The sequence below is a fragment of the Agrobacterium sp. Ap1 genome (genome assembly GCF_017313375.1).
GTDB lineage: Bacteria > Pseudomonadota > Alphaproteobacteria > Rhizobiales > Rhizobiaceae > Neorhizobium > Neorhizobium cellulosilyticum.
In genome coordinates this window covers 1-16159 of the sequence record NZ_JAFLMY010000012.1, presented here as the reverse complement: position 1 = coordinate 16159, position 16159 = coordinate 1, and the positions used below count along the sequence as shown (strand labels likewise).

General features: G+C 57.3%; 13 protein-coding genes and 3 pseudogenes. 5 read left to right on the top strand and 11 right to left on the bottom strand.

Features of this window, described 5'->3' with window-relative positions; translation table 11 throughout:
* Positions 1 to 30: 30 nt before the first annotated feature.
* The 3 genes from JZX87_RS20860 to JZX87_RS20850 are packed head-to-tail and all read left to right on the top strand — an operon-like array spanning position 31 to position 3557.
* Complete coding sequence (locus tag JZX87_RS20860; RefSeq protein ID WP_206827737.1) at positions 31 to 1758, top strand: type I secretion system permease/ATPase; 1728 nt, start codon at positions 31 to 33, stop codon at positions 1756 to 1758.
* The gene (locus JZX87_RS20855) at positions 1748 to 3058 is read left to right on the top strand and encodes an HlyD family type I secretion periplasmic adaptor subunit (RefSeq protein ID WP_206827735.1); all 1311 of its coding nucleotides are present in this window, start codon (positions 1748 to 1750) and stop codon (positions 3056 to 3058) included. The genes JZX87_RS20860 and JZX87_RS20855 overlap by 11 nt, the downstream gene beginning before the upstream one ends.
* Positions 3059 to 3113: 55 nt before the next feature.
* A complete protein-coding gene (locus JZX87_RS20850; RefSeq protein ID WP_148144735.1) occupies positions 3114 to 3557 on the top strand; it encodes a hypothetical protein in 444 nt (147 codons plus the stop codon).
* A 376-nt stretch (positions 3558 to 3933) separates the two neighbouring features.
* Here JZX87_RS20850 and JZX87_RS20845 read toward each other — a convergent pair whose 3' ends face one another.
* The 6 genes from JZX87_RS20845 to bglB all read right to left on the bottom strand — a co-directional run bounded on the left by JZX87_RS20845 (position 3934) and on the right by bglB (position 10715).
* Positions 3934 to 5193 carry an ABC transporter substrate-binding protein gene (locus tag JZX87_RS20845; RefSeq protein WP_206827733.1) on the bottom strand — a complete coding sequence of 420 codons (1260 nt, stop codon included), beginning with the start codon at positions 5191 to 5193 and terminating at the stop codon, positions 3934 to 3936.
* Between the two features lie 55 nt (positions 5194 to 5248).
* Complete coding sequence (locus tag JZX87_RS20840) at positions 5249 to 6364, bottom strand: ABC transporter ATP-binding protein (protein ID WP_206827731.1); 1116 nt, start codon at positions 6362 to 6364, stop codon at positions 5249 to 5251.
* Positions 6365 to 6368: 4 nt separating this feature from the next.
* The gene (locus JZX87_RS20835) at positions 6369 to 7277 is read right to left on the bottom strand and encodes a carbohydrate ABC transporter permease (RefSeq protein WP_183685320.1); all 909 of its coding nucleotides are present in this window, start codon (positions 7275 to 7277) and stop codon (positions 6369 to 6371) included.
* Between the two features lie 2 nt (positions 7278 to 7279).
* A complete protein-coding gene (locus JZX87_RS20830; protein WP_148144739.1) occupies positions 7280 to 8164 on the bottom strand; it encodes a carbohydrate ABC transporter permease in 885 nt (294 codons plus the stop codon).
* Positions 8161 to 9555 (bottom strand): family 4 glycosyl hydrolase, encoded by a 1395-nt coding sequence (locus JZX87_RS20825; protein ID WP_206827729.1) that lies wholly within the window; start codon positions 9553 to 9555, stop codon positions 8161 to 8163. The genes JZX87_RS20830 and JZX87_RS20825 overlap by 4 nt, the downstream gene beginning before the upstream one ends.
* Before the next feature lie 98 nt (positions 9556 to 9653).
* A complete protein-coding gene (bglB, locus tag JZX87_RS20820; protein ID WP_353654229.1) occupies positions 9654 to 10715 on the bottom strand; it encodes a beta-galactosidase BglB in 1062 nt (353 codons plus the stop codon).
* A gap of 306 nt (positions 10716 to 11021) precedes the next feature.
* On the opposite strand from bglB, the gene kdgR reads away from it, so the two are divergent.
* On the top strand, positions 11022 to 11810 hold the full coding sequence (kdgR, locus tag JZX87_RS20815) for a DNA-binding transcriptional regulator KdgR (protein WP_206827728.1): 789 nt from the start codon (positions 11022 to 11024) through the stop codon (positions 11808 to 11810).
* Positions 11811 to 12016: 206 nt separating this feature from the next.
* Here the strand turns inward: kdgR and JZX87_RS32045 are convergent.
* Positions 12017 to 12200: pseudogene (locus tag JZX87_RS32045) on the bottom strand (IS30 family transposase); the annotation flags it as partial.
* Between the two features lie 217 nt (positions 12201 to 12417).
* On the opposite strand from JZX87_RS32045, the pseudogene repC reads away from it, so the two are divergent.
* Positions 12418 to 12740 (top strand): annotated as a pseudogene (gene repC / locus JZX87_RS20810) (replication initiation protein RepC); the annotation flags it as partial.
* An 85-nt stretch (positions 12741 to 12825) separates the two neighbouring features.
* Here repC and JZX87_RS20805 read toward each other — a convergent pair.
* The 4 genes and pseudogenes from JZX87_RS20805 to JZX87_RS20795 all read right to left on the bottom strand — a co-directional run.
* Positions 12826 to 13337 (bottom strand): annotated as a pseudogene (locus JZX87_RS20805) (recombinase family protein); the annotation flags it as partial.
* A 682-nt stretch (positions 13338 to 14019) separates the two neighbouring features.
* Positions 14020 to 14802: a sensor histidine kinase gene (locus tag JZX87_RS20800; RefSeq protein ID WP_353654228.1), complete on the bottom strand. Its 783-nt coding sequence runs from the start codon at positions 14800 to 14802 to the stop codon at positions 14020 to 14022.
* Entirely contained in the window at positions 14688 to 15152 is a 465-nt protein-coding gene (locus tag JZX87_RS31430; protein ID WP_286194979.1) for a PAS domain-containing protein, read from the bottom strand. Before JZX87_RS31430 ends, JZX87_RS20800 begins: the two co-directional genes overlap by 115 nt.
* Positions 15149 to 15949: an alpha/beta fold hydrolase gene (locus JZX87_RS20795; RefSeq protein ID WP_206827726.1), complete on the bottom strand. Its 801-nt coding sequence runs from the start codon at positions 15947 to 15949 to the stop codon at positions 15149 to 15151. Before JZX87_RS20795 ends, JZX87_RS31430 begins: the two co-directional genes overlap by 4 nt.
* Positions 15950 to 16159: the final 210 nt, after the last annotated feature.

Genomic DNA, 16159 nt, shown 5'->3' with positions numbered 1-16159 from the left:
TGAAAACCGGCCGGATACTGGGGCGAGTTCATGTTGAAACGTAATCGCAATCTCTCGGTCGCCGACGCCATCCGGACCTGCCGGTCGGCATTCTGGGGCATCTTCGTCATCAGCGCCGTGCTCAATATCCTGATGTTGACCGGGCCGATCTTCATGCTTCAGGTCTATGACCGGGTGCTTTCGAGCAGCAGCGTACCGACACTGGTCGTCTTGTCGGTGATCACGCTGTCGCTCTATCTGTTCAGCGGCATGCTCGACATCCTGCGCTCCAAGGCGCTTCTGCGGATCAGCATGCGGGTCTATACACGGCTCTGCAATCCGTCGCTGCGTGCCAACATCCGTCTTCCCGTGCTGCTTGGTTCGAAGGGCTCGGGCGTTCATCCCGGCCGTGACCTCGATACGATCCGCCGCTTCCTCGGCTCGCAAGGCCCGGCCTCAATCTTCGACCTTCCCTTCATGCCGCTCTATTTTGCGCTGGTCTTCATCATGCACAGCGCGCTCGGTTATCTGGCCCTTGCCGGCGGCGCGCTGATCTTCGTGCTGGTCATCTGCAACGAGTTCGCCTCGCGCAGCCCGACCAAAGAAGTGGGCATGCGTACCGCCGCGCAATCGAAGATCATGGACAGCGCGAGGCGCAATTCCGAAGTGGTCAACGCGATGGGCATGCTGGGGCGGCTGTCGGACCGGTTTTCGGAAATGGTCGAACCCTATTATTTCTCGCAGCAGATGGCGACCGACCGCAGCAATTTCTACTCATCGGTCATCAAGCTCCTGCGCATGATCCTGCAATCGGCCATGCTGGCGCTCGGCGCCTATCTGGCGATCAAGCAGGAAATCTCCGGCGGGGTGATGATCGCCTCGTCGATCATCATGGCCCGCGCCATCGCGCCGATCGAACAGGCCGTCGGTCAATGGCCATCCTTCATCGCCTGCCGGCAGGCCGCCGGTCGCCTCAACCAGGTCCTGCTCCAATGCGATGTCGACAAGGGGCTGGAAGGTCTGCCGCTGCCGAGGCAGGAACTGACCGTTCAGGATGCCGCAACGAGTGCGCCGGGAGAACCTCTCGTGCTCCTGCAGGGTGTCGAGTTCTCGCTGCAGGCGGGTGACGGGCTCGGGATCATCGGCGGCTCCGGCTCCGGCAAGACGAGCTTTGCCCGAGCCTTGGTCGGCGTTTGGCCGGTGCTCAAGGGTGCCATCCGCCTCGACGGTTCGACGATCGACCAGTGGAGCGATCAGGATCGCGGCCGCTTCATCGGCTACCTGCCGCAGGATGTCGAGCTGTTCGAGGGAACGGTTGCGGAAAACATTGCCCGCTTTGACAAGGATGCCGATGTCGTGGCAATCGTCGCCGCCGCCAAGATGGCCGGGATCCACAATCTGATCGCTGGCTTGCCGGAAGGCTACAACACGATGATCGGCGAGGCCGGCGCGCGTCTTTCCGCCGGCCAGCGGCAGCGTGTCGGTCTTGCCCGCGCGCTTTTCGGCAACCCGTTCCTCGTCGTTCTGGACGAACCCAATTCCAATCTCGATGTCGAGGGCGAGCAGGCGCTTTCCCGCGCAATGATGGATATTCGCGAACGCGGTGGCATCGTCGTCGTGGTCGCCCATCGGGCAAGCGCGCTGGCCGCCGTCAACAAGGTCCTGATCATCCAGAATGGTCAACAGGTGGCTTTCGGCGACAAGGACCAGGTACTCTCCAATGTCTCGATGCTCAGCGGCTCGCAGCAGCCCGGAAAGGTGGTCGCCAATGCGCTATGACACACTCGACAGAACCATCACCAGCGCCATCCGCAAGCAGCTGTTCCTGGCGATCGGTGTCGGAGGGCTGTTCCTCGGAGGCGTGTGCACCGCTGCAGCCTATGCCGAAATCAGCGGCGCCGTGATGGCCGCCGGCAAGATCATCGTTCTTGGCCGCGCCAAGCAGGTCGAACATGCCGATGGCGGTATCATCTCGGAAATCGTCGTCAACGAGGGAGATCGCGTCGAGGCCGGCGCCTTGCTTTTCCGCCTCGATGGGACGACTGCTCGCGCCAATCTCGGCATCATAGAAGGCCAGCTTGCGCAGCTCATGGTGCAGGAAGCGCGTCTTCTTGCAGAACAGGCGGGGCGCACAGGCATTGATCTTCCAGCCGAACTCTCCTTCGTGCCGACCGACCGGCGTACCTTGCTGGCCGAGGCGCAGATCATGCTCAAGCTTGCCCGCCAGATGACGAGGAGCAGCCAGAAGGCTCAGCTGGAGAAACAGGTAGGACAATTCGCGGAACAGATCTCGGCGCTCGAGGCGCAGCGCAAAGCGGTGGACGCCAATATGGCGCTGGTCGATGATCAATTGCGTCGCTACGACAGCCTGAATGCTCGCGGCCTGATCACTCAATCGCAGCTGATCGCGATGCAACGCGAGAAGGCTTCACTCACCGGCAGCCAGTCCGCATTGACGGCTGAAATCATCGAGACGCAACAGGCCAAGACCCAGGCGGAACTGAAGCTCATCCAGGTGGACGAAGCTTTCTATGAGAGCGTGCTGACCGAACTCGACCAGAAACGTCCTGAGATCGCCAAGCTGAATGAGGAACGCGTGGCCGCCCTCGACAAGCTGCGCAAACTCGAAATCCGCGCGCCGATTGCCGGATCCCTGCATCAGCTCAATGTCCATACGATCGGCAGCGTTGCAGCACCGGGCGAGACGCTGGTCAACATCATCCCCGAAGACGACGAACTGATCGTCGAGGCGATGATTTCGCCAGCCGATGTCGATCAGGTTTTCGGCGGTCAGGATGCCCGCGTTCGCCTGAGCGGGCTTAACCAGCGGGTGACGCCGGAGCTCGGCGCGCTGGTTATCGACATCTCGCCGGATCTGACCACCGACGAAAAGACTGGTGCGAGCTATTACCTGACAAGGCTGCGCATCCCCGAAGCCGAGATCGCCAAGGTGGGGGACACGATGCTGAAGCCCGGCATGCCCGCGGAAGTCTTCATGCAGACCGAAAACCGCACGATCCTGTCCTACATGATCAAGCCGCTTTCCGATCAGCTGCGTCACGCAATGCGCGAAAGCTAATCGCGACTGGAACCGTTTCTATCGAGAATGCCTCACGGAGTATTGAGGGAGTAACATGGACAACAGACTTTCGGACGTACACTCAATCGCCGGCGAATTGCTGCGCCGCGGAGACATCGGGCAGGACAATACGGCGCAGGAAAGCTCGCGTATCGTGCGTGTCGAGCGCCAGACCGTTGCCCGCAGCCCGGCGGTGATACCCGCAGCCGCACCGCCGGGATTAGATGAGGAAATACGCAAGCTGAGCACCGCCATCGAGGTGATACGTCGCTCGGTCGAATTTACCGAAGCGCATATCGCGCTCGGTGCAGGTCCGGCGAAAGCGTTGGAAGGCGATATCGAACCTGTGGTCTCCGGTCATCGCAACTGGGCCAAGCCGTTTTTGATCACCGGTAATCTGATCCTTTTGGCAATGCTGCTAGTGGAAATCCATGACAATCGCATCGGGACAACTGTTTTTTCGCTATACGACGCTTTTGTTGCCATGCTGATTGGCTGAGCTTGCGCTGCGGTTTGGAGGTCTGCGAGTCTGCTATTCCTCGCAACGCCGTCGCCCGCCATCGACCTTGCCTTCAAGCTGCGGACATCGCGTTCCTCATAGACTGTATGGAGTTCGAATTGCGCTCGTTTAAAGAATGGTTTTCGGAAGAGCCTGAGCGAAAAACGAGCTGTCGCGATAACTGAGATAAGCGACGGGATCCCCGCCATTAGAAAGCCGTGTATCGGCCGACTGGCTTCATCTGGTACGGAAACAGCAATCACGCGTTCGGCTCCCAGCGTGAGATAGGGATGTTGAGGCATTTCTGGGTTGAGGCGACACATGTCGCGCAGCCGTTATTATGGCCCATGCCCTTCGACATGGGCCATCGCAATGATTAAAGGCGACGCAGGGCCTTGGTCAGGCCATCGACGATTTCCTGGCCGGCTTCATCGGCGGTCAGCTGGCCATAGGCAAACTGCTCGATGACGTCCTTGAACAGTTCCTGAACCGTCGGATGCTCGATCAGCGGAGACATGGTCGGGCCAGAGGCCGCCGCAACGATTTTCGCGCCTTCGAGACGTTCCGGTGTCAGCTTGCCTGCGGCTTCAAGCGTCGACTTGGCAATAGCCGAAGCAGGAAGGCCGCGGCTGTCGCCAAGGATCATGATGGCTTCCTTGTCGTTCAGCAGGCAGTTGACCACCTGGGCTGCGGCTTTCGGATCCTTCGAATGCCTGGAGATCGAGAAGACCATTGACGGCTTCTTGTAGACGCCATCCGATTTCGCTCCCGGGATTTGCAGCGGAGCGGCCGGTATCAGCTTTCCGACCGTCAGCGGATCATCGTATTTCGAATAGGTCGAATCCCAGAAATAGGTGCCGCCGATCCTGCCCGTGACCCAGGCCGGATCGTCGAAGATTTCGATATTGCCGACACCGGCCGCATCCTTGGCGGAGCGTACGATACCGTTATCCACCATCCACTGGTAATGCTTGAGTGCACCGGCGATGTCTTCTGCAGTCCAGGCCAGCTCATTGGTGCCGGGCTTGACGAATTCCTGACCGGAAATCTGTGCCGCAAAGGCTTCGACCATCAGCATCAGGATGACGCGGGTGGTATCGAACGGATAGAGGCCCTGCGGGTTCAGCTTCTTGGCCGCTGCGGCGAGATCATCCCAGCTTTTCGGCGTCTCAAGGCCGGCCTTCTTGTAGATCTCGTCATTGAAGTAGAAGGTGGCGCCGGTAACGGAAACCGGTACCCCGTTGAGCTTGCCGTTGATCATGGCAGGCGCCAGCTGGCTGTCATTCCACTGGGTCAGGTCAAGCTCGCCGGCAAACTGCTTGAGATCGGCAAAACCATCGCCGTTCTTGGAAAACTGGAAGAGCCAAGGCCAGTCGACCTGGATGATATCGGCCTCGGTGCTGCCGGCCATCTGCGTCGTCAGCTTTTCGAGATAACCTTCGAAGCCGGCGAACTCGGCCTTGACCTTATGCCCCGTCTTCGTCGAGCAGTATTCCAAAGCTTTCTGCGTGGCGACATGGCGACCATCGCCACCCCACCAGGACATGCGCAAATCCGCCGCCGAAGCGAAGCTTGTGGCAACTACGGACGCTGCCAGCGTAACAGATAGAACCTTCAGTATTGATTTCTTACTCATGATGCGTTTTTCCTCCTGAAACCCTGCATCGGTGACATAGTCGTCGGCTGCGCCCTCAGGCTAAGCTGACGTTCAAACCGCTTGCGCGGTCGAAGATGAAAACCCGTTCCTCTTCCGGGCGAATACGGATGGCGCCGTCAACGACAGCCTTGCGGAAGTTCTCGACAGGCAGAACGATGGTAAAACGCTGACCGCCGATGGTAATGTGCACATCGACTTCATGCCCAAGGAAGTCCGCCTTGATGACCTTCGCTATCAAGGCATCCTCACCCGGTTCTGCCAGGCGGAAATGCTGCGGCCGCACGCCGAAGGTTACATCGCCGTCCACACCCGATTGTAGACGCGCTGCGAGTTCTTTGCCGAACTGGATCGATTGGTCTCCGAAGGTCACGACCGGCCCGCTTTCGCCGCGGCTCAAGCTGGCACTGACAAGGTTCATTTCCGGCATGCCGATGAAACCTGCAACAAACGCATTTGCCGGCCGGGCATAGAGCGTTTCGGGATCATCCACTTGCATGATGTGGCCGTCCTTCATGACGCAGATCCGGTCGCCCATCGTCATCGCCTCGACCTGGTCATGGGTAACGTAGACCACAGTGGACGATTGCCCCTGCTCCTTCAGCCGGCGATGCAGATCGGTGATGCGTACGCGCATGGACGCACGAAGCTTGGCATCGAGGTTGGAAAGCGGTTCGTCAAACAGAAACACTTCCGGCTTCTTGATCAGCGCACGCCCGAGTGCCACGCGCTGGGCCTGGCCGCCGGAGAGCTGCTTGGGCAGGCGGTCTAGCAAGGGCTCGATTTCCAGCACCTCGGCGACTTCAGCAACGCGCCTTGCAATCTCCTCCTTGCTTTCCCCGGCCAGCTTGAGCCCGAAGGAGAGGTTCTTGCGCACCTTCATATGCGGATAGAGCGCGTAGTTCTGGAAGACCATGGCGATGCCACGGTCACCCGGGGGCAGGTTGTTGACGACCTTTTCGCCGATTGTGATGTGGCCGCCGGAAACGGTTTCCAGGCCTGCAATCATACGCAGCGTTGTCGACTTGGCGCAGCCGGAAGGACCGACCAGCACCATGAATTCCCCGTCCTTGACTTCGAGATTGATGCCGTGAAGCGCCTTGATGGTGCTGCTATAGACCTTTTCCAAGTTACGGATAGTCAATTGTGCCATTGGATTAACCCTTTACGCCACCGGCAGAGATGCCTTCGACGAAGTATTTCTGAGACATGAAGAACACCAGCAACGACGGCAGAAGCGCCAGCACTGACATGGCAAGGATGCGGTTCCACTCGAACGATTCAGCAGTATCGATCGACAGTTTGAGCGCCAATGAAACAGGAAATTTTTCAACCGAAGAGATGTAGATCAACGGGCCGAGAAAATCGTCCATGGTCCACATGAACTGGAACAGCCCGACCGAGATCATCGCAGGCACCAGCATCGGCACGACCACGTAGATCAGTGCTTGAAAACTGGTGGCGCCATCCACGCGCGCCGCTTCTTCCATGTCACGCGGAATGGAACGCAAGAACTGCAACAACAGGAAGACGAAGAACGCATCGCCGGCGAAAGCGGACGGCACCCAGAGCGGCAGGTAGCTGTCGAGCCAGCCGAGTTCGTTGAAAAGCATGTATTGCGGGATGCGGGTAACAACGTTGGGCAGAAGTAGCGTGCCGATCACGGCGGCAAACAGAATCTTCTTGCCGGGAAAGTCGAAACGGGCAAACCCGTAGGCAACCACCGTGCAGGAAATCACCGTGCAGATCGTTTTCGGCGCTATGATCAGGAACGTGTTCCAGAAGAAGCGACCGAATGTGTAGGGCGTCGACGTCTGCCAGCCTTCGATATAACCGTCCATTACCGGGTTCGCTGGCATGAAGCCGGCGCTGCCAAAAATTTCCTCATTGGTCATGAAGCTTGCGCCGACCAGCCAGATCAATGGATAAAGCATGATGAGGCCAACAACCGTCAGGATCGTATAGCGGATGGTCAGCGTTATCTTTTCGCGGCGCCTCTGCACGGCAAGATACTGTTCGGCCTCTTCGATGGCCTTGTCGTCGGAGTGAATGATACTGTCACTCATGGTCAGCTCCTCTTGTCGCCAGCGTAATAGACCCAGTATTTCGACGACCAGAAGGCGATGAGCGTCAGCACCATGATGACTGTGAACAGCACCCAGGCGATGGCGGAGGCATACCCCATGTCGAATTTCTTGAAGGCCATTTCATAGATGTACAGCGGCAGCAGGTAGGTAGATTTCAAGGGGCCGCCGCTGGTGATGACATAAGGTCCGTTGAACTCTTGGAAGGCCTGAACCATCTGCATGATCATGTTGAAGAAAATGACCGGCGTCAGAAGCGGCAGGGTGACGGCGAAGAAGGCCCGCCACGGCTTTGCGCCATCGATGGCCGCCGCCTCGTAAAGCGACTTGTCGATCGATTGCAGCGCCGCCAGGAAAATCACCATGGCCGACCCGAACTGCCACAAGCGCAGGATGGTGATGGTGAACAGCGCCGTACCGGGATTGCCGAACCAGTTGATGGCTTTGAAACCAAGGCCGGTCAAAGCCATGTTGACCATACCGACATCGGCAAACATGTAGCGCCACAAAACCGCGACAGCGATCGAGCCGCCAAGAATGGAGGGCACGTAATAGGCGGTGCGGAAAATACCGATGCCCTTGAGCTTGGAGTTGAGGATACTGGCGATAAAAAGCGCGAAGGCCAGTTTTAGCGGCACGGTTAGCGCCACGAAGAGCATCGTCACGTTGAAGGACCGCGTGAATGTGCGGTCACTGGTCAGAATGTCGATGTAGTTTTGCAGTCCGACAAAATCCATGCCCTGCATCAACCGGTAATCGGTAAACGACAGGTAGAGCGAGCCAAGAAACGGTATGGCCGTGAAAACCAGCAGGCCGATCAGGTACGGCAGGACGTACCAGAAGCCGAGAAGTCGACTATCGCCACTCATGCAGAGAGCCTCCTCAACTTCTCCGGCAGGCGCGCGGCTGTCGCGGCAACCATGGCCCGGAACAGTTTTGCGGCACGGTCCTGACCTAGCGGTGCAACCAGCGGGTCGGAAAGGAACAGGCCTTCGAGAGTTGCGCCGTCACCAGCGAGGACCGCTTGCAATACGGCATTCTGACGCTCCGCATGTGGTTTTACCAAAGCCTCGACGGCTGCTGGCAAACGTCCGGCATGTATCGGGCGCACCCCATGACCGGAAAACAGCACATTGGTCTCGACGACAGTGCCCGGTGCAAAGCCTTGCATCTGACCGATGTTGGGCATGTTGGCGTTGACGACTAGCGTCTCGCCACGGGTCAACGCGCGGATCTGCCCGACAAGGGCCTCTTCCGAGACTGTCCGTAGTGGTGGCACTTCGTTGCCAGTCTCAGCTAGGCGTGCGTCTTCCCGGCGTTTGGCCTGATCGCGGCGGCGCCAATCCACCGGTGTCAGGCCAAAGCCCCATTCGGATGCGCGGTTGAGATACCAGCTTGCGGGCAGGAATTCGGCAAGATGCCTGTCACCCGCCGCAGCCGCTATGCCGAAGCGCGAGGCCAGATCGAACTTGACTCTGTTGACGTCCTCGAAATAGCGCTGGAATTCATCGTTCGGATCCAGGGGCTTGGCGCGCCAGCCCTTTTCGCGATTTTCCGCCGCGAAGTTCAGATAGTCCGGTAGCCAGTCCCGGCCACCGACGAAGGCGCGGTCGACCCAGGTGAAGTGGTTGATGCCGAGAACATTAACCTGCACATCGCGAAAACCGTAACGGATCGCACCTTCTGCCCGATTGGCGAGCCAGGCGATAATGTGGCGCAGCTTGGTGACTTCGTGGCATTCGCCCCATGCCCTGATATCGGGGAAAGCGGCGTAAAGCGCGCCCGTTAGGACCGACATAGGGTTAGTCAGGTTGCACACATAGGCCTTGGGCGCATATTTTCGGATCGCTTCGGCGATTTCGGCCATGGCCGGGATCGCACGCATGGCGCGCACCAATCCGCCAGGCCCGACGGTATCGCCAACCGCCTGAATGATGCCCTCGGCTTCCGGCAGTTCGAGATCCTTTGCCATGTCATCGAACGACCCCGGCAGGATCGATACGACGACAAAATCGACACCGGTCAAAGCCGACGCGATTGTCTCGCTGGCGGTATAACGAATAGAAAGCCCGTGGGCTTCAGAGAGACGATTGCCGATCGCTGCGTTACGCTGCGCGGCTTCCAGGTTGAGGTCGAATAGACGGATTTCTCCGGCCACCGTACGGTCATGAACCAGATCGGCCATCAGGACCTGAGCCCAATTCAGTGAGCCGCCGCCGATATAGGCTAACGTGATTTCGGAAACTGATTGCGAATGCATGCTTTCCTCCTCCTAAAAAGGACAGCGTTCATCGGCCCGGCGACAGGCGCCGGGCGTATCACAAGGTCATGAAATGCCCGGAACCCCCGGGTTGGTCGTTAGATATAGGAACGCAAATATTCCGACAGGCATAGGATCGCCATCGCCTGCCCATACGGCATTGCCGTCAGCTTGATCTGGCGGTAGTAATCGAGATCTGATCCCATGGCCGTGCCGAAGGACGTGTTCTGCAATTCACCGGCCGCATCGATATGGCCGATCACACCGTTCACCGCACGTTCCGCCACGGGAAGATATTCCGGACCGAGGTAACGCTTGCGCACGGCCTTCATAAGCCCGTAACCGAAGCCGGCGGCAGCCGAGGATTCCACATAGCTTTGCGGATCATTGATCAGCGTGTGCCAGAGACCGGACGGCGACTGATGTTCTGCCAGCGCTTCAGCCTGACGTTTCAGCGTCGAGATCAGGTGACGCCGGAACGCGTCGCCTTCCGGCAGGTCGAGTAGATCGAGAAATTCCGGGATGGCGATGGTGATCCACGAATTGCCGCGTGCCCAGAGCGCTTCGGCAAAATTGTGCTTGTCCTCGAAGGTCCAGCCGTGGAACCACAGTCCGGTCTTGCGGTCGGCCAGATACTGGGTGTGAATGAGAAACTGGTATTTCGCCTCTTCCACATATTCAGGCTTGTCAAGGAGCAGGCCAATCTTGGCCAGCGGCATGACGCTCATCATCAGCGTGTCGTCCCACATCTGCTGATGATTGACGTTGTTATAAACGATGTGCTGGATGCCGCCTTCGCTCGTGCGCGGCATTTCATGCATCACCCACTCCGCCCAAGTTTCCAGGTAGGGCCTCCAGGCCGGGTTCGGGTTGAGTTCATAGAGGCATGCAAGCGTCAGGAACGGGCAGACGGTATTGACGTTCTTCGTCGGGGTACCTTCGGCCAGACGCGCATCGAACCATGAGGTGATGATGTCGAGCGCCTTCTGGTCGCCGGTCTGCTGCCAGTAATTGAACAGACCATAAAGTCCGATACCGTGGGTCCATTCCCAACCGGCCCAGCCCTTCGTGTCGATCACCCGGCCATCTTCAAGACGCAGCAGAAATTCGCCCGTCTCGTCTTCTATGGCGACGAGATTATCCGCGAGTCGCTGGATCAAGCCCAAGACTTCCTGTCTCGGCGCCACGAAATTTTTCTGCCGCAGAAGCGCATGCATAGTCAAAGATACTTCCCTCCAGTGCCGCCGGACCTCCGCGCCCGGCCACGAAATCGGAACGCGATTTCATTCTGAATTTGAAGGAAGCATACAAAAAAATGAAATGCAATGGGCGCTCAGGATTTATCGATAGAAACCTCTCAAACCGCAAGAACTAAGGTTTTGAAGGAATTTTTCGTCGGTGCGGCAGAGGTTGACAATGTGCTGCAATATTTTCAAAATGTAATTCTATTTTTTTTGGAGTGATCGATGTCTGACGCCTCGCGCAACAAATCTGACAATGTGGCTGCGGTTTTGAAGGTCTTTTCGGTCCTTGAAACGCTGGCTGAGGAAGGGCGCTCCAGCCTGGGCGATATCGCTCAAAGAGCCATGACGTCCAAGGCCACCACACACCGATTGCTGCAGACAATTGTTGATCTCGGCTATGCCGAACAGGAGGATGAGACCGAAAAATATCGGCTGACGTTGAAATTGTTTGGACTGGGCGCGCGCACACTGCGTGGCCAGACACATCTGCTTCAGGCAGCAGACCGAGCTATGGGCGTGCTCTCTCGTGAGACTGGCGAGTCCATAAATCTTGGGGTGATGGACGAGCGAGAACAGCGCGTCGCTTATATCCACAAATACGACAGTGCCTATAGCCTGTCGATGAACTCTCCGCTCGGCAAACGTAATCCGTTGCACAGCACCTCTCTTGGAAAGGCGTTGCTTGCCTATCGCGATGAAACGGAAATCGCCGAGCGGTTGTCTAAGATGACATTCGAGAAACTGGCGCCGAAAACGATTACTGATGTTCAGACACTGCGTGAACAGCTGATCCGTATCCGCGAAGACGGTTATTCGGAGGAACTGGAGGAGAGTGAGGTAGGAGTACGATGCATGGCTGTACCCATTCGCGATCATCTGGGAAAGTCAATCGCAGCAATCAGTATCTCATTTCCGCTATTCCGCTTCGATCCGGCCCGCAAATCCACATATGTTCGGATATTATTGGAGGCCGGACAGATGGCTTCGAAGAGCCTCGGCTTTAGCGGCTGAATGGCTAAGTCGCCTTGGGCAAACATCCTCGAAACCACCCACTGGAGAAGCTACTCCAAGTGCGTCATGTGTATTTCGCAGGGTAGGGGAGCCGGCGTCTTCCTGCAAATTGGCCATGAACGCTTCAGTCGGCGTCCTGTAGCCTAGGCATTTTCTGCGTTGAGAATGCGTGCGATCTGGTTCATTGCTTGGGACATCAACCTTGAGGTCTGACGGCAAGAAGCGGCGGATGCGCTCGCTTGCGTTTTCTATCGCACATTTCAGCCATGGCGCGCATGGATCGCAGAACTGGATACGTACGTCGATACCATCTTCCAATGCCCGAAATGCAGCGAACTGCATGGCGCGATCTAAAGTAAAGTTCTGACGTGCAAAGCGCTGAACTGAGGAGGCTCGTTGTCATGGGAGGTTTTGCCATGGATCTCGCGAGATATAGTTCAACGACAACGTCACTGCTGTCGGGCCATCTCGTTGACCGAGACTTTCTGTTCAGGCAAACCCGTGAAGATGATGCCGATCGGCGAGGAGCGGTTGCTGGTAGTATCGGGACAAGCGAAAATTTTCAAAGAGAAGCCATTGAAATTACGGATTAAATGTACTCGGCTACAAGGCATGCCCTCAGACTTCGGATTACGGACCTGGTGAGGGCATCTGCAACTGGCGGGACCTTGTGCCCGCCAAGGTTGTTATCCGCTCGTCTCGGGATAACCCCCGTCCGCATATCAGGATGCTTGCGAGGCGGTGGGACCCGAAAACGCAGCAACCGCCGTGGCCTGCATCCTCGAAAGAGCCAACATGATTAACTCAGCCGGCGGTTACTTACGCAGTCTCACGCAGCGGTCGACCCGTGGCGAATTCTCACTCGGACCAATGATCATGGCCCTTATGAAAGCGCATGTAAGAGAGCCTTTGGCGGAGCGAGCGGGATAAACGCGCGCAAGCTTTTGCCGATTTATTTAAGAGAAATAACAGTGGTCAGCTGACCACTGTGCTATCTAACTGAATGATCTAGTATTTGTGCCTTCGACAACGCCTCGATCGCCTCCGACCGCCGCTTTCGCAGCCCGGGATTGCCTGGCAGCTTGCCGCGCGCTTTTGCCGCCTTGATACCAGCCTTAGTCCGTTCGGCGATCAGTGCCCGTTCGAGCTGGGCGACGGCGCCAAGGACCTGAAGGGAAAACATCCCCTGCGGGGAGGACGTGTCGATCGGATCGCCGATAGATCGAAAACGAACGCCGCGTTCTTCAAGATCCTCGATCACCTGCAACAGATTGCTAATGGAGCGGGCAAGGGGATCCAGCCGGACGACGACAAGCACGTCGCCGGCAGTCAGATCTCCGAGCAGTCTGTCAACACCGGCCGGGCCCGTGAAGCGCCAGTACTGTGCTCCTGAAACATCCGCTCGCAGCCGGCGGCGCGCAGGTCGTCCATCTGCGCATCATGGACCTGATCGTCGGTCGACACGCGGGCATAGCCGATACGACGTTTGGGGGCCGACGCTGGATTGACGGCCTGTCGTTTTGCCATGACTTTCTCGCGTGAGTATCTGGTGCTTTGTACAGATAAGGAATGTGTGAGCAAGCGTGTATTATGTGAAGAATCCAGCCCCGTGAGACGTCAAACGCGGTGGCGTACGAGTGAAGGGCCGAAGATGATGTGCAGGGCGCTGTGGCGGCCGTTCTAGGCGGGAATTCGTGAATATAGCGAAATGGAAGAAGATAGCAGCGGTTCTGGATCGGCTGAACGACAGAATTGGATCACACTATGGCTCACCTTAGTGCAGCCACATCATCCTCCTTCGTGCTTTGGTTTGTTCTTGGAGTTCTGAGGCTTCAATCCAGACTGGCAGTGCAGTCGGCCCAATAACGTAAATATGGTAGCGATAGACCGGCATTATCCCAATTGAGCGCGAGATTTTTTCCGATTTCTGGGCCCGTCGCGCCATCGAGCAAAGTTAATGTCGACGAGGCCAATGTCAGAGACCCCTGACACCCGCAACATCGGCTTTCTATGCCGCGACACCGGCCACATGACAGCCGAGCGACTGGACAGGATCTTCGATCTCCATCGCTATCAGTGCCTGATCTTTCAAGAATGAGTACATCGAATGCCATCTTTGACCTTGGTTGTGTAGGGTCATAAGCAGGCATCCCCGCGTTTGTTCCGGATTACCCGGAATGCCTTCGGTGGGCTCTACTGCCGCAGATTGTTATCTGTATTCAACCGACCCGCCTGGTCCGTTCAACGGCATTGTAAAGGTAAACATGGTCTCGTCCTCTCCTGAGGATACGTCCAGAGTACCGCCATGCACTGTTGAGATCTGTTTTGCAATGAATAGTCCCAGACCGAGTCCGTCCTTGTAGCCCTCAGACTGTCCGCGAACAAAGGGATCGAAGAGAGTTGGGATCACTGCATCCGGGATAGGCTTGCCGCCGTTAGCGACGGACAGGCGCAGTTGGCCGTGTCTCGTTTTACAATCAAGGCGAATGGGTTGGGTCTTGTCCCCATGGGTCAAGGCATTGCCGAGAAGGTTCGATACCAACTGTCCGATTTTCAGGGGATCGCAGGTTAGCGGCTGGAGAGGCTCGTAGGACGCGAGAATTTCATGATCAGGATGAACCGCTCGCAGTTCCTGAACAACCTGGTCGATCAAGAGCTGCAGCGACTGTTCCGTTTGCAGGCTCAGGCCGATACCAGTTCCTAGCCGGGCGCGAGCAAAGTCGAGGATGTTCTCGATCAGGCTCGACATCCGCAGCGCGCTGCCTTGCATCAGTCCAAGGACCTGTTTGCCCCGGTCGCTAAGCGCTTCCTTAGCCAGCATACGCGTGGCCGCAGTGATCGACGCAACGGGATTTCGGAGATCGTGGCTGAGAATGGCTACAAACTGCTCCCGAAGAACCCCATCCGCCTGTTCCTGCCGAAATCCCTCTTCGGCACTGTCTCGCTGGCTGACCAGCTCTCGTTCATACAACCGGCGCTCGGCAGCCAGCACAAACGCAATACGCGTCGTGTCAGGTAGACCGGCCGTATCAAGGTCTGCGAAGCAGACATGATCACGGGAATGGCTTTTCCATCGCGTCTCTTGAGATCAATGGTGACCTCACTTACGCCCTGCTGCAGCCTCAGCAGCAGTGCAAGATTGGTCTCGTAAAGAATGCGTGCGGCAATGCTGAGAATATCGCGCAGCCGCTTCCCATCAATCCCACCGGATGGATATCCGAGAAGTGACGATATCCAGTTGTTGGCTTGGATAATTACCCCATCGGGCGCGACCAGAAGGTAGCCGCATGGCGCATCGTCGAATAGTTGCTTGTAATCGAGGTTAGCCTGCCGCTCCGTCATCCCGATGTTTGAACGAAATCCATGATCGCCCTCGTGACTTCGTTGGGTGCGCTGAGATTAGGACAATGTCCGGTGGCGTCGAGAAGGACGAGCTTGCTGCCCGCGACGTGGTCTCGAACATACTCGCCGACGTTTTCCCCGGCGATAATGTCGTCGCGACATTGAAGGATCAGAGTTTTCGCGGTCACCTTAGGCAGATCGGCACGGTTGTCGGATGTGAACGTGGCACGCGCAAACTGAAGCGCGATCTGCGGGGCAGTCCGGCAGAAGTTCTGTGTGAGCTCCTGGCCAAGCTCTGGCCGCTCGGCGTTACCCATGATCGCCGGAGCCATGGTCGCCGACCACGCGAGAGGATTGTCCGCAAACGAGGCCAACAGCTCGTCTATGTCCGATCGCTCGAATCCACCAACGTACTCACCGTCGTTGATGTATCGAGGGGAGGGGCCAACCATGATCAGTGTATCAAAGATTTCAGGGGCCTTGAGCGACGCGACTACACCAATCATCGCGCTCACCGAGTGTCCGACAAAGATTCCATTTCGGATCCCGAGCTCATGACAGAGATCGACGATGTCTGCGGCATAGCCATCGAGAGATGCGTATTTTACAGGATCGTACGCTGACAGATCGGACTGGCCAGCACCGACATGATCCATGGTGACGACTTTGAAAGTCTGCTCAAAATGAGGTGCCACGAACCGCCACATGGTCTGGTCGCAGCCAAACCCGTGGGCGAAGACCATGGTGCGATCGCCTGAGCCGGCGGCTTTCACGTTGTTTTTGCTGAGAACTGACATTGGCTTTCCATCAAGAGGATCTTGCCACCTCTCGAGGTTCGGATGGAAAGTCTCCTCAGACTATTGCGTTTCCGGTTGCTCGTCCATGTAAACAGTGTTGGTTGCTCACCAAAAGCCGTCCTTTCGCGAGTTGGCCAGCTGAATTGGGAACGATGTGGCTCCCCGAGTGTTCACTCACCAAGCGGATCGTTAAACGGTCTGGTAATGGAC